Source organism: Thalassospira povalilytica (assembly GCF_002844235.1).
In the GTDB taxonomy this organism is placed as follows: Bacteria; Pseudomonadota; Alphaproteobacteria; order Rhodospirillales; family Thalassospiraceae; genus Thalassospira; species Thalassospira povalilytica.
On record NZ_PGTS01000006.1, the window covers coordinates 231017 to 245444 of the forward strand.

At 54.9% G+C, this 14428-nt stretch carries 11 protein-coding genes; 3 read left to right on the top strand and 8 right to left on the bottom strand.

Annotation, left to right across the window (positions count from 1 at the left end; all coding sequences use genetic code 11):
* Positions 1-57: 57 nt before the first annotated feature.
* The 4 genes from groES to glmU all read right to left on the bottom strand — a co-directional run bounded on the left by groES (position 58) and on the right by glmU (position 5628).
* Complete coding sequence (groES, locus tag CU041_RS16460; RefSeq protein ID WP_068518636.1) at positions 58-345, bottom strand: co-chaperone GroES; 288 nt, start codon at positions 343-345, stop codon at positions 58-60.
* Between the two features lie 387 nt (positions 346-732).
* Positions 733-2235: a hypothetical protein gene (locus CU041_RS16465; RefSeq protein WP_170310281.1), complete on the bottom strand. Its 1503-nt coding sequence runs from the start codon at positions 2233-2235 to the stop codon at positions 733-735.
* A gap of 134 nt (positions 2236-2369) precedes the next feature.
* Positions 2370-4193: a glutamine--fructose-6-phosphate transaminase (isomerizing) gene (glmS, locus tag CU041_RS16470; protein WP_101247724.1), complete on the bottom strand. Its 1824-nt coding sequence runs from the start codon at positions 4191-4193 to the stop codon at positions 2370-2372.
* 88 nt (positions 4194-4281) lie between these two features.
* On the bottom strand, positions 4282-5628 hold the full coding sequence (gene glmU / locus CU041_RS16475; RefSeq protein WP_101247725.1) for a bifunctional UDP-N-acetylglucosamine diphosphorylase/glucosamine-1-phosphate N-acetyltransferase GlmU: 1347 nt from the start codon (positions 5626-5628) through the stop codon (positions 4282-4284).
* Positions 5629-5880: 252 nt separating this feature from the next.
* Between glmU and CU041_RS16480 the strand changes: the two genes are divergently transcribed.
* Together CU041_RS16480 and CU041_RS16485 are read left to right on the top strand one after the other, a co-directional pair.
* Positions 5881-6564, top strand: a complete 684-nt coding sequence (locus tag CU041_RS16480; RefSeq protein WP_101247726.1) for an HAD-IA family hydrolase — start codon at positions 5881-5883, stop codon at positions 6562-6564.
* A gap of 35 nt (positions 6565-6599) precedes the next feature.
* On the top strand, positions 6600-7148 hold the full coding sequence (locus tag CU041_RS16485; protein ID WP_101247727.1) for a hypothetical protein: 549 nt from the start codon (positions 6600-6602) through the stop codon (positions 7146-7148).
* Positions 7149-7220: 72 nt separating this feature from the next.
* On the opposite strand, the gene araD is transcribed toward CU041_RS16485, so the two are convergent.
* The 4 genes from araD to chvE all read right to left on the bottom strand — a co-directional run bounded on the left by araD (position 7221) and on the right by chvE (position 13144).
* Positions 7221-8969: an L-arabinonate dehydratase gene (araD, locus tag CU041_RS16490; RefSeq protein WP_068518650.1), complete on the bottom strand. Its 1749-nt coding sequence runs from the start codon at positions 8967-8969 to the stop codon at positions 7221-7223.
* A gap of 153 nt (positions 8970-9122) precedes the next feature.
* Positions 9123-10307, bottom strand: coding sequence for a multiple monosaccharide ABC transporter permease (gene mmsB, locus CU041_RS16495; RefSeq protein ID WP_101247728.1), 1185 nt, complete (start codon positions 10305-10307; stop codon positions 9123-9125).
* A gap of 10 nt (positions 10308-10317) precedes the next feature.
* Positions 10318-11841 carry a multiple monosaccharide ABC transporter ATP-binding protein gene (gene mmsA / locus CU041_RS16500; RefSeq protein WP_101247729.1) on the bottom strand — a complete coding sequence of 508 codons (1524 nt, stop codon included), beginning with the start codon at positions 11839-11841 and terminating at the stop codon, positions 10318-10320.
* Between the two features lie 223 nt (positions 11842-12064).
* Positions 12065-13144, bottom strand: coding sequence for a multiple monosaccharide ABC transporter substrate-binding protein (chvE, locus tag CU041_RS16505; RefSeq protein ID WP_068518653.1), 1080 nt, complete (start codon positions 13142-13144; stop codon positions 12065-12067).
* 230 nt (positions 13145-13374) lie between these two features.
* Here chvE and CU041_RS16510 point away from each other — a divergent pair, with 230 nt between their 5' ends.
* Entirely contained in the window at positions 13375-14361 is a 987-nt protein-coding gene (locus CU041_RS16510; RefSeq protein ID WP_068518654.1) for a LysR family transcriptional regulator, read from the top strand.
* Positions 14362-14428: the final 67 nt, after the last annotated feature.

A 14428-nucleotide genomic window follows, 5' to 3' on the forward strand; every position in this document is an offset into this window, starting at 1 on the left:
ATTCTTTCCTCTCTATGAGACGGATGAACGTGGACTTAAGTCACCCAAAGGGCTGACTTATTCCATGATGCCCATAATGTCGGACTCTTTCATGATCAGCAGCTCTTCGCCGTCGACCTTGACTTCGGTGCCCGACCATTTGCCAAACAGGACTTTGTCACCTGCTTTGACGTCGAGGGCTACGACCGAGCCATCATCTTTGCGAACGCCAGAACCAACAGCGACGATTTCGCCTTCCTGCGGTTTCTCTTTGGCGGTATCCGGAATAATGATGCCACCGGCAGTCTTGGTGTCGGACTCGACACGACGTACCAGTACTCGATCATGCAGCGGACGGAACTTCATTTTAGACAACTCCGTGTTAAAGCTAAGGCTCGTTTAAAACTACGACTAACCGGGATGAGCCCGTATTAGCACTCACCCCCGGCGAGTGCTAACAGCATTTATTGAAGTGCCTGTTCAAAGTCAATAGGAAGATGCAAAAAGACGCAGAACTGTCACGATTTTTGCGCAATTATGGCCGTTTGAGGCGCGCGAAAAACCGCCATGTGCGACGGGGTGGTGATCACAACATTTTCCGATCACCAACACAACCCCTCGCCGTAAAATAATACGTGCCCATCCGATCACAATGGGCAACAGCAGAATCGCAGAAAAATATTTATGCCCCCTGATCAGGGTTCCCGGCGGCCTATCATTCGGGTGTGCCCTCACGTCCGGCACCGGGATCGGTCATTTCAGGTCGAAATAACGTCCAAGCAATTCCGGCTCGTCAAAATGGCGTCGACCGACAAAGGCCGTTGCATGATGCCCCCACTGGCGCATGGCGCCGGGCTTATCAATCCCCAACGGCCACAAGATAAACCGTTCCAACCGTTCGGTGCCGGGGACAAAACCGTCTTCGTCATACAGGCTGGCAAAGCCTGTCCCATCGCCAAGTGCAAGACTGCCAAGCTGCTGCTCTGCCACAAGGGCGGAGGCAACAGTGTGATGTGCCTCATATTGATCACGGGCCGTGACCGCCATCAGATAGTGACTGACGGCATCAATCCACAGAATCGGCTGGGCCAAAACCGATGATGCCACCGTACCAGCCGGACTTTCCGCCGTTTCGCGGATGTCGCCATCTTCGGGGGCTTCAATCCGGTACACAGACGGGCTTGGGAAAAACAGGTGATAACAACCACATCCGTGAATGGTATCGGCAATTAATGGCGCCCACTTTTCATCAAGGGTCACCCGCCAGATCAGGGCATCAAGATGCCCGGCAAGAATGTCAAACATGCCCTGTGCCGGGCGCTCCGGGAACCAGACGGTATAGATGATTTGCGGATGCCATTGATCATTGAACCAGGTGTGACCAAGCCGATAGAAAATCGTTGGCCGATCAATATCGACATGCGCAACCGCTCCTTTGGCCAATAGTGACGGATGCCCGATCCGGTCGCTGTCAGACTGTACCCGGACGCGAAATTCGGGCGCATAGGCCCGGCCGATATTTTCAAGCTCCACCGCGGTCGGAACCAGCCGGCCAAATGCGTCCTTTCTGATGTCCTTTATGGCAAGGGTCGCAACCCCGCCATCGTTTTGGCCCGACAGTTGATAGCTTTCCCATGCGCCAAGCCCAATCAACGCATCCGGCCCAAGGTCAAAACTGCCCAGATTGTCGCGCCTCCATCCCTCGTAGCCAAAATGGGCTGCAAAAGCCGTCAGAGGATAAAACCCGGCGATCCGCTGAAAATCAAGATAGTCGTCCGGAACGAAAACCGACTTCGACAGAGCTTGATAATCAGCGGGAACCAGTTGTGCCGCCATCTGATCTGCGCAGTCTTCAATACGCGCAAGTGATGACATTGACGCTTCACCAAGATTACGAAATTCCGATGCCCGCGCAGCACGATCAAGCCCACGCATTTGCGCCACCCAGTCGGCAAAAAGCACATCAGCCGCCTGCCCGCCGGCGACCGCAGCGCCAACCTGTTTGCCCATCAGCACCGAATTACGATTTGCGCGCAAGAACGGGAACGTTGGCACGGGCGCAGCTTCTTTATTCCGAAGGTTATGCTTGTCGATCTGTGAAGCGGCAAAGGCTAACTGCGCAGAACATGACATCTGCGAAATATCGGCCGTCTCAAGCTGACGCGCAGCACAGCCAAACAGTCCCGTCAGTGAAACCGTCAGGATCCCGATACGCGCAACTTTGGCCCCAAAACCTGAACAAATTTCCCGTATCATCAGCTTCGCGTTCCAAAACCCCGCAGATGCCATAGTTTGGCATATTCCCCGCAATCGCGCGATTGGGAACTACAACAAAAAAAGCCGGGCACAAACGCACCCGGCTTGTTCTTTTCTGTCTCGAAAATCGCCGATTACTCAACCGTTACCGATTTCGCAAGGTTGCGGGGCTGATCGACATCCGTGCCCTTATGGACGGCAACGTGATAGGCCAGCATCTGAACCGGGATGGTATAAAGGATCGGGGCGACGAAATCGGCGACCTTTGGCAGCTCAACCGTTGCTGATGCCATATCGCCAAGCTTGGAAAGCCCAGGCCCGTCCGAGATAAAGATCACCCGCCCACCACGTGCAGCAGCTTCCTGCATGTTTGATGCGGTTTTTTCAAACAGCTCGTCAGACGGGGCAATAACAATGATCGGAACCGACTGGTCGATCAGGGCAATCGGTCCGTGCTTCATCTCGCCTGCGGCGTAACCTTCCGCGTGGATATAGGAAATTTCCTTGAGCTTGAGCGCCCCTTCCATCGCAATCGGATAGCCAAGCCCGCGACCGAGATACAAAACGTCCCGGGCATCGGCGATATCAAGCGCGAGCTTCTTAAGCGCCTCGTCATGATGCAGGACTTCGGCTGCATGTTTTGGCACTTCGGTCAGCGCATTGACGATAGCGGCTTCTTCGTCCTTGGCAAGGGTGCCGTTTTCACGACCAATGGTCACGGCCAGACATGCCAGGACCGTAAGCTGCGTGGTAAATGCCTTGGTCGAAGCAACACCGATTTCCGGGCCCGCATAGGTCAGAAGAACCACGTCACTTTCACGTGCAATCGTGCTTTCAGGCACATTGACGATGGAAACGATTTTCTGACCTTTAGATTTCGCATAGCGAAGGGCTGCCAGGGTATCAAGCGTCTCGCCGGACTGCGAAATAAACAGGGCAACGCCACCCTTTGGCAGCGGCGGACAGCGATAGCGGAATTCGGATGCCACATCGACATCTACGCCAAGACCGGCATACCGTTCGATCCAGTGTTTTGCCACCAGACCGGCATAGAATGACGTGCCACAAGCAACAATCGTCAAACGCGTCGCATCGGCAAACGAAAACGGCATATCAGGCAGCTTGATCGTCTGGGTCGCCGGGTTGATGAAGGCATGCAGGGTATCGCCAATCACGGCTGGCTGTTCAAAGATTTCCTTCTGCATGAAGTGATTGTAATTACCCTTGCCCATCATGGCGCCAGATACGGCCGACAGCTTGGTCTCGCGGGTGACATCAACATCATTTTCGTCGCGGACCTGAACGCTGTCACGGGTCATTTCGACCCAGTCGCCTTCTTCAAGGTAAATCAGCTTGTTGGTCAGATGCGACAGTGCCATGGCATCCGATCCCAGATACATCTCGCCTTCGCCCAAACCAACCGCAAGCGGCGTTCCACGACGTGCGCCAAAGATCACATCATGATGCCCCGCAATCATGATCACCAGCGCAAAGGCACCTTCGATCCGGTGCAGGGTTGCGGCAACCGCATCACGCGGTGATTTGCCCTGATCAAGGAAATCGGACACCAGATGCACGACAACCTCGGTATCGGTTTCGGTGGCAAAGACACGGCCCTTTGCCGACAGTTCCGCCTTGATGTCCTGATAGTTTTCAATGATGCCGTTATGAACAACCGCAACCTTGCCGTCGGTGTGTGGATGGGCGTTATTTTCGGTCGGCACACCATGGGTTGCCCAACGGGTGTGACCGATCCCGACATCACCGGCAAGCGGGCTTTGTTCCAGGCGGTTGGCAAGATTGATCAGCTTGCCTTCCGCACGGCGGCGTTCAATATCGCCATTGACCAGCGTTGCAATCCCGGCACTGTCATAGCCGCGATATTCAAGGCGTTTGAGGCCTTCCAGAATACGTTCGCTGACGCTGTCCTTGCCGATAATCCCGATAATGCCGCACATTTTTGTTACGTTCCTGCTTCAAATCGCTTGTCATATCATATGCACCGGCTGCACCGGCGCACGACACATTCAAATTCTGACTGCCGGTCTATTTCTTGCCGGTCAGGGCGCGCATCTTTTCGCGAAACTTTGCAGCCCATCCGGCCTTTTCAATACGCTCTGCCCGGGTCAGGGTCAGGGCATCTGCCGCGACCTTGCCGGTAATCGTGCTGCCCGCGCCGACAATCGCGCCATCGCCAATTTCAACCGGCGCCACAAGGGCCGAGTTTGACCCGATAAACGCACCGGCCCCGATATCGGTATGCTGTTTGCGATAACCGTCATAATTGCACGTGATTGTCCCGGCCCCGATATTGGCCTTGGCCCCGACACGGGCATCACCGATATAGCTCAGGTGATTAACCTTGGCCCCGTCTTCGACAACCGCCTTCTTGATCTCGACAAAGTTGCCAACCTTGGCACCCGCGCCGATTTCCGCCCCCGGGCGCAACCGCGCATAAGGCCCGATATCAGCAGCATCGCCCACGACACAGCTTTCAAGATGACTGAACGCCTTGATCACGACGTTATCGCCAACCGTCACTCCGGGACCGAAAACCACATTCGGCTCAACAATCACATCACGGCCAAGCTTGGTATCGGCACACAGGAAAACCGACGCCGGATCAATCAGGGTCGCACCATCATCCATCGCGGCCTTGCGCAGGCGATCCTGCATGATGGCCTCGGCGACAGAAAGCTGCGCACGGGAATTGACGCCAAGTGTTTCTTCCTCGTCGACCTCAACCGCGACACAGCGATGCCCGTTTTCACGGGCCACCGCCACCGCATCGGTCAAGTAATATTCACCCTTGGCGTTGGCGTTATCAATCGCCTCAAGGGTCGCAAGCATGTCTTCGGCGCGGAAACACATCACACCGGAATTGCAGAAATTGATCGCACGCTGATCGGCGTCACATTCCTTGTCTTCGACAATCGCCAGAAGTTCACCCGATGTTGCGTCCGTCACCAGACGGCCATAGCCGGTCGGATCTTCGGGACGGAAACCAAGTACTGCAACCGCGTGATCACCTGCTTCGCGTGCGGCCACAAGCCGTTCAAGCGTTTCTGCCGTAAAAAGCGGACTGTCGGCATAAAGAACAAGAACATTGCCCGAAAGCCCAGCCAACGCGTCGCGCGCAGCCAGGACGGCATGGGCTGTTCCCAGGCGGTCCGTCTGCTCGAAAGTCGGATGCGGGGAGACCGTTTCGACCAGTTTGGGCATGTCCGGCCCGACCACAACCATGGTTTTACCGGCATTGAGCTTTGCCGCCGTATCAATCACGTGATTGACCATCGGTTTGCCGGCAACCTTGTGCATGACTTTGGGCAATGCGCTTTTCATGCGCGTTCCCATACCGGCGGCCAGAACGACAACACTTAACTCAAGTGACATTTATCAATCCGCTTGCTGCATTTTTGGTGCAGCATCCCCTGTTCGTGCTGCGCGCAGATCGCTTGTGACTGCACGGCTATCTGATTTGCAGCAAGTCTTAGAACATATTCCATCCGGGCAAAAGCCCATAAAGAATCACGTTTTGTTACCGCCTGTTAGCGGATGTTACCGTTTGTTAATGGCACCAACTCGGTTAAGGTCCTCTGAATCTGTCGCCACAATGTCATCCCCTCGTATCGGAGCCCCAATCCAATGGCAAAATTCATTATGTTTGATCTCGACGGAACCCTGATTGACGGGGTCGATGATCTTTTGGTTGCAATGAATGGACTGCTTGATGCCCACGGGCTTGATGCACTTGGCCGTCACGATCTTGAAGCGATGCTCGGTGATGGCACATGGATGCTGACCAAGCGCGCCTTTGCCGCACGCGGTCAAACGCCGGATGACGCGACACTTGATGAACTCAATATCGACTTCAACAACCGCTATGTTGAAACCGATTACGCCTATACCCGTCTTTACGAAAATGCCGAAACCGTGCTGCGCCAACTCAAAGCAGATGGCTGGACCATCGCGCTGGCATCCAACAAGCCCGAAGGCCCGTGCAAGGCGATCCTGACCAAACTTGGCGTCGCCGATCTGTTTACGGTCATTGCCGGTGGCAATTCATTTGAAGTCAAAAAGCCTGACGGACGCTTCCTTGAATTTGTTCTGGGCAAACTCGGTTTTGACCGCTCCGCTGATACCGCCATCATGGTCGGCGACCATGCCAACGACGTCAACGCCGCCCGCGCGGCTGATATCCATGCCATCGCCGTCGCCTTTGAAGTCGATGCCACCCGTGCGAATTCACTGGGCGCCGATGCGGTGGTTACTGCTTATGAAAACCTGCCCAGCGCCATCACATCCATCACCGGGCTTAAAGTTGCCTGAAACACCCAAGCATCAAGCTTCTTGGAGCATCCCCCATGCATTCATCCCAGCGCGTCGGGCGTTTCTGTCTGCTGATCTGTGCGGTCTTGGCATTTTCCCCGGCCGCACTTGCCCAGAAGCCTGACCAAGGACACGCGGACACGGACGGACTTGTACTGGATGGGGCATCCAGTCGCCAGGGGCAAGTTCCGGATCAAACCGTCACAGTCGCCCACACCCCGTACCAATGGGAACTTCGCACCAGTCAGGGCACGCAAACCCTGTTCATTCGCGACCGGAATACTGGCGATGAAATTGCCGAAGAACTTGGTTGCTTCATGTGCGAAGGCGACGATGACAATTGCCATCAGGACGGCATCTTTGTCCTGACGGAACCCGGCATCAAAGACACAACCGCATTCCTGCTGGTGTGTCATCAAGGCGCACATTCACAACGCGCCCGACTGATTTACCCGGCACAGCAATCCACCCCCGTCATTGATGTGACCGGTGCCTATTTCGTGGATTGGGAACTTATCGACGGCACGCTCCTGATCACCCATGACGGTAAAGCGCCCAACAGTATCATCTGGCCACAGCCGTAACCTGAAAAGAAACCCCGTCGACCTTTGGGCCGACCGGGCTTTGATTATCGGGGGAATTGAACCCTGTGATGCCTAGTGACTATCTTTGGGGATTTCCTTGCCACGATGACCGACAAGGAAGTCGAAGTCGGCACCGCGGTCGGCACCGATGACCGACTTGTAATACAGTGATGCATAGCCGCTTTGGGGAACCGGAATGGTGTTTTTCCACTCCTTGAGGCGCTTGGCCAGTTCCTCATCACTAATATCAAGATGCAGACGGCGGTTGGGCACATCCAGTTCGATCATGTCGCCATTTTGCACAACGGCAAGCGGCCCGCCTGCTGCGGCCTCGGGCGAGGTATGTAGGACCACCGTGCCATAGGCCGTGCCGCTCATCCGTGCATCAGAGATACGCACCATATCGGTAATGCCCTTGCGCAGCACTTTGGGCGGAAGGCCCATATTGCCGACTTCGGCCATGCCCGGATATCCCTTGGGGCCGCAATTTTTCAAAACCATGACGCAGGTTTCATCGATATCAAGGTTCTCGTCATAGATCTTGGCCTTGTAATCATCGATGTCTTCAAACACCACCGCACGCCCACGATGGGTCAGAAGCGCCGGCGTTGCCGCGGACGGTTTAAGCACAGCCCCATTCGGGGCAAGGTTGCCCTTGACCACGGCAATACCACCGCTTTCGGTCAGCGCCTTGTCAAACGGGCGGATCACATCATCGTTCCAGTTACGGACATCCTTGACCTGATCCCACATGGTTTCGCCCGACACCGTCAGGGCATCATTGTGAAGCATCCCCGCCTCGCCCAAGGCCTTGATCACGACGGGCAAACCACCGGCATAGAAGAATTCCTCCATCAGGTATTTTCCCGATGGCTGAAGGTTCACAATGGTCGGAATATCGCGACCAAGGCGATCCCAGTCATCAAGGGTAAGGTCAATGCCGACACGTCCGGCAATGGCGAGCAAATGGATCACCGCATTGGTTGATCCGCCAATCGCACCATTGACACGAATGGCGTTTTCAAACGCTTCCTTGGTCATTACGTCCGACGGTTTAAGATCATCCTTGACCATCTGAACGATGCGACGTCCTGTGATATGCGCCATCACGCGGCGGCGGCTGTCGACAGCCGGAATGGCCGCATTCCCCGAAAGCGCCATGCCAAGGGCCTCGGCCATGCTGGCCATGGTCGAGGCCGTACCCATGGTGTTGCACGATCCTGGTGAACGCGACATGGCGATTTCGGCTTCAAGGAAGTCTTCGGTGCTGATCTTGCCGGCCTTGCGGTCCTCCGACAGCTGCCAAAGCGACGTCCCCGAACCGATATCCTGACCGCGCCATTTGCCATTCAGCATCGGCCCGCCGGTCACAACAATCGCCGGGATATCAACACTGGCCGCCCCCATCAGAAGCGACGGCGTCGTCTTGTCACAGCCAACCATCAGAACCACACCGTCAAGTGGCGTGCCACGCAGGGCTTCCTCGACATCCATGGCCGCAAGATTACGGAACATCATTGCCGTCGGACGCAGCGTGCTTTCACCGGCCGAGAAAACCGGGAATTCAAGCGGCAAGCCGCCTGCTTCGTAAATGCCATGTTTGACCCTTTCGGCAAGATCGCGCAGATGGGCATTGCACGGGGTCAATTGCGACCAGGTATTGCAAATCCCGATGACCGGGCGACCATCAAACAGGTCCGAGGGCAGACCCTGGTTCTTCATCCAGCTGCGGTGATAGATATTGTCCTTGCTGGTTCCGCCGAACCAACCTTCTTGTGACCGCAAAACGCGCGGCCATGGTGCCGGTTTGAACTTCGTCATGCCCGAATTCCTTTTTGACTTATTATCGAGACGGGTCCGAAAACATGCGGCCGGGAAAACCGCATCGGGGACAAAGAACGACACATTCTGGCAACCAGCCGGCCTTGCTGGCAGATATGATCCAGAAATATGCCGTTCCGCGTCATCGTATTGTTAGGCCTTGTTCTTGTTGTAGACATCAAAGATCACAGCAGCGAGAAGCACCAGACCCTTGATCACCTGTTGCCAGTCGATACCGACACCGATGATCGACATGCCGTTATTCATGACACCCATGATCAGTGCACCAACCACAGCCCCGATCACCTTGCCAACACCGCCCGACATTGACGCGCCACCAATAAAGACCGCGGCAATAACATCAAGCTCGAATGCAAGACCGGCTTTCGGTGTTGCCGTATTCAGGCGCGCGGCAAAGACCAGCCCGGCAAGGGCGGCCAGCATGCCCATATTGGCAAAGGTAAAGAAGGTCAGGCGTTTGGTATTGATACCCGAAAGCTTTGCCGCCTTTTCATTGCCACCCAGCGCATAGATGCGACGCCCCAGGGTCGTTGAATTGGTGATAAAGGTGAAAATCGCGATCAGAAGCGCCATGATGATCAGAATGTTGGGCAGACCGCGATAGGTCGACAGCAGATAGGTAACAAACAGGATGGCCAAACCCGCAACTGCGTGTTTGACAATAAAGAATGCCATCGGTTCATCCACCGCAGCAAACTTTGCCTGTTTGGCGCGTGCACGCAGACCAAGGATCGGCAACAACGCCGCCAGCACCACACCGATGGTCATCGAAAACACGTTAAAGCGGCCTTCGATAAACCTGTCAAAAATATCGGGCAGGAAGCCCGAAGACATTGCCTGGAATTCGGACGGGAACGGACCGACCGAGGCCCCGCCAAGCAGGGCCAGTGTCAGGCCCTTGAATACCAGCATCCCGGCAAGCGTAACGATAAAGGACGGGATGCGCCAATAGGCCACCCAATAGCCTTGGGCGGCACCAATGATCGCCCCAACCACCAGACAGGCCGGAATGACAAAGGCCGTCGGCAGGTCCCAGTTCACAATCATCACTGCGGCAAGTGCGCCGACAAAGCCGACAACCGATCCGACCGAAAGGTCAATATGCCCGCCGACAATCACCAACAACATGCCAACAGCCATGATGATGATATAGCTGTTTTGCAGGAACAGGTTGGTCAGGTTGACCGGTTTGAGCATGATGCCGTCGGTCAGAACCTGGAAGAAGGCAAGAATGGCAACCAGCGCAACAACCATTCCATATTCGCGAATATGGGTGCGCAAATAGTAGCCGATTGATTTGTTATCCGTATCCGTCATTGTCCGTTCCTCACGCTTTCAGGATCATGCGCATGATTGCTTCCTGGCTTGCATCCTTTGCTGCAAGCTGCCCTTTGATCTCACCTTCGTTCATCACATAGATGCGATCGCACATGCCCAGAAGCTCCGGCATTTCCGACGAGATCATGATGACCCCCTTACCGTCGGCTGCCAGCTGGTTGATAATCGTATAAATTTCGTATTTCGCACCGACATCGATGCCGCGCGTCGGTTCGTCCAGAATCAGGACTTCAGGGGCGGCAAACAGCCATTTTGACAAAACGACCTTCTGCTGGTTCCCGCCTGAAAGATTGACGACCTTCTGCCCGACATTCGGCGTGCGAATATTGATTTTCTTGCGGTAATCCTCGGCAACGGATCGTTCGGCCCCGTCATTGAGCACCCCCCGTTCCGACACCCCGCCCAGATTGGCCAGCGTGATGTTGGTGGTGATGCTTTCATCAAGGATAAGACCCATTTCCTTGCGGTCTTCGGTCACATAAGCAAGCCCCGATGCAATCGCCTTTTCAACGGTCGATACATCAACAGGTTTGCCCTTGATCAGAACTTCGCCCGAAATGTCGGTGCCATAGGATTTGCCAAAGATGCTCATGGCAAGTTCGGTACGCCCTGCCCCCATCAGCCCGGCAATCCCGACAACCTCGCCTGCGGCAACGTCAATACTGACATTATCGACGACCTTGCGTTCGGGATGCAGCGGATGGGTTGCCGACCAGTTGCGGACCTCCATCAGTTTTTCTGTGCTGATATTTGGCGTCCGTTCGGGATAGCGGTGCGCCATATCACGGCCGACCATGTCCTTGACAATATCGTCTTCGGTAATGGTGCCGGCCCGCGCATCAAGGGTTGAAATCGATTTGCCATCGCGAATGATCGTGATGCGGTCGGCAACGCGATTGATCTCATTCAGCTTGTGCGAAATCAGGATCGATGTGATGCCCTGTGCCTTGAATTCCAGCAACAGGTCGAGAAGCTTCTGGCTGTCATTTTCCTGCAAGCTGGCGGTCGGCTCGTCAAGGATCAGAAGCTTGACCTTTTTGGACAGCGCCTTGGCAATTTCAACCAGCTGCTGTTTGCCAACACCGATATTGGTGACCAGCGTTGCCGGATTTTCCTTAAGCCCGACCTTGGCAAGAAGTTCGCCCGTGCGCGCAAAGGTCGCAGGCCAGTTGACCACGCCATTTTCGGCAATTTCGTTGCCCAGAAAGATGTTTTCGGCAATCGACAGCAACGGCACCAGGGCCAGTTCCTGGTGAATGATGATGATGCCGCGCTCTTCGCTGTCGCGGATATCCTTGAATGCCTGAACGCCGCCATCATAAAGAATGTCGCCTTCATAAGTCCCATGCGGATAAACCCCGCTCAGAACCTTCATCAGGGTCGATTTACCCGCGCCGTTTTCGCCGCAAAGCGCGTGGATTTCACCACGTTCAACCTTGATGCTGACATCATCCAGCGCCTTCACACCCGGAAAGGTCTTGGTGATGTTCTTCATTTCCAGGATGGTATCCATCCGGTCCTCCCACTGCTGTCACGGGACTGACAGCACCTTTATCTACTTGGTCTTTGTTGTCCTGGATTTCAGGAAAATTCCCGGGCCCTTTCAAAGGCCAGCCTTATGGGCAATCGTCCATAGAAACCGGCCGCCCGGCCACCTTGCAAAGACAGTCTTTCAGACGATGGAACCCGGCGGGATGCCATCGGCACCACACCGGGTTCGACCGAGATTTGCAGACTTATTTTACTTCGTCTTCGGTGTAATAGCCCGAACCAACCAGGATTTCTTTCCAGTTGGACTTGTCGACCATCACCGGCTCAAGCAGATAGGAAGGAACAACCTTGACGCCGTTGTCATAGGTTTTGGTGTCATTGATGGTCGGCTCACGACCGGCAAGAACATCATCAACCATCGAAACGGTCACACGTGCAAGTTCGCGGGTATCCTTGAAAATGGTGGAATACTGTTCGCCTGCCAGGATCGATTTGACCGACGGCAGTTCGGCATCCTGACCGGAAACGACCGGCATTTTCATGTCGCCCGAACCGTAACCGACACCTTTGAGCGACGACAGAATACCGATCGACAGACCGTCATAGGGCGACAGAACGCCATCAATCTGTTCATCGGTGTAATAAGCCGACAGAAGGTTATCCATGCGGGCCTGTGCAACCGCACCGTCCCAACGCAGGGTGCCGACCTTGTCCATGCCCATCTGGCCGGATTTGATCACGATATCGCCGCTGTCGATCAGCGGCTGAAGAACCGACATCGCACCGTTATAGAAGAAGTAGGCATTGTTATCATCGGGCGATCCGCCAAACAGTTCGACATTATAGGGCGGCTCACCCGCAGCGGCCAGACCATCGACCAGCGAGGTTGCCTGCTGAACGCCGACCTTGAAGTTGTCAAACGTGGAATAGTAATCGACATTGGCACTTTCGCGGATCAGACGGTCATAGGCAAAGACCTTGATCCCTGCTGCTTTGGCATTTTCCAGCGCATTCGAAAGAGTGGTACCGTCGATCGCCGCAATCACCAGAACATCAACGCCTTTGACGATCATGTTTTCGATCTGGGAAAGCTGGTTCGGAATGTCGTCTTCGGCATATTGAAGGTCGGTTTTGTAGCCAGCGGCTTCAAACTGTTCGACCATGGAATTGCCATCAGAAATCCAGCGTGCCGAAGATTTGGTCGGCATTGCGATCCCGACATAGCCTTTGTCAGCAGCATGTGCATAGCCGCCGGAAATCATCGGGCTCATCATTGCGGCCGCGCCAAAGGCGACCCCTGCCATTACGGCACTGAGACGTTTCATTGCTATCCTCCCTACAAGACACAGCATATCAGCCATTTTTTTGTGCCCGACTTTCCCAGGCAGATTTCGCCCGAATATGTCGTGTCTTTGTTTTCAATTGATAATGCATCCCATTTCCCAAAGGACACGGCGACATTATTCAGACCCTCAACATAACAATCAAATAAGTAATTTCGAAACTTGCATATCAAAATTGATATACTAAAATCCCGACACAGAGGGGGCGCATCATGACCGAGTTTCGCAATAATCAGCCGCTAAGTTCTGCCAAATCCCTGCTTTTCAGGTCCGGTAACCTGTTTCAGCGTGGCCTGAAACTCAGCCACCTGCGCATGATCGTCGCGATGGAGGAAACCGGACAAATCAGTCTGGCTGCCGACATGCTCAAAACATCCCAGCCCGCGGCATCACGGTTGCTGTCGGAAATGGAAACCATCCTTGAAGCCCGGCTGTGCGTGCGCAGCCCGCGCGGCATTGAAATGACCAATGCCGGGCGTGCACTTGCGCGGCGTGCGCGCAGCATGCTGATTGAAATCCGCGAAGCCGAACGTGAAATCGAAGACATAAAACATGGCGGCGGCACCGTTTTTGTCGGGGCGGTGACGGCCGCGGCTGTCGATCTGGTTGTGCCCGCCATTCGCAGTGTCCAGTCGGTCAATTCCCTGTTGGAAGCCCATGTCAGCGTTGGTCCGTCAAATTTGCTGATCAAGGATCTTCTGGCCGGCGATCATGATTTTGTCATCGGGCGTGTCCCCGAAGATATGGACCCGCGCCAGTTCAATATCCGCGAAATCCGAAGCGAGAAAATCCGCCTGATGGTGCGGACCGGTCATCCGTTACTGGATGCAACAACCCCGATCACATTGGCCCGGCTTGCCAAATTTGAATGGATATTGCCCCCGCCGGGCAACCTGATGCGTCGCACGATCGAGGATGTGTTTATTTCGCGCCATCTGCCACTGCCCCATTCAAGTCTGAACTCGGCATCATTGCTGGTGACGCTTGCGACCCTTGCCGATACGGATGCCATTGCACCGATGGCCGAAGAAGTCACAAGCCTGCTTTCAAGTGGCGGCCTGATTACCGAATTGCCATTTGACGGCATGATCGAAATCAAACCCTATAGCCTGATCACGGCACGCGGCCACCGGTTATCCCCATCGGCCCAGCTTGTTTCCGATCATGTGCTGGCCCGGATCGAAAAGCCGAACAGTTAAACCAATATTGTCACCCGCCCCAATCAGCGCGATATATCAACACAGCGATTGTGGTTAATGGCTGTGC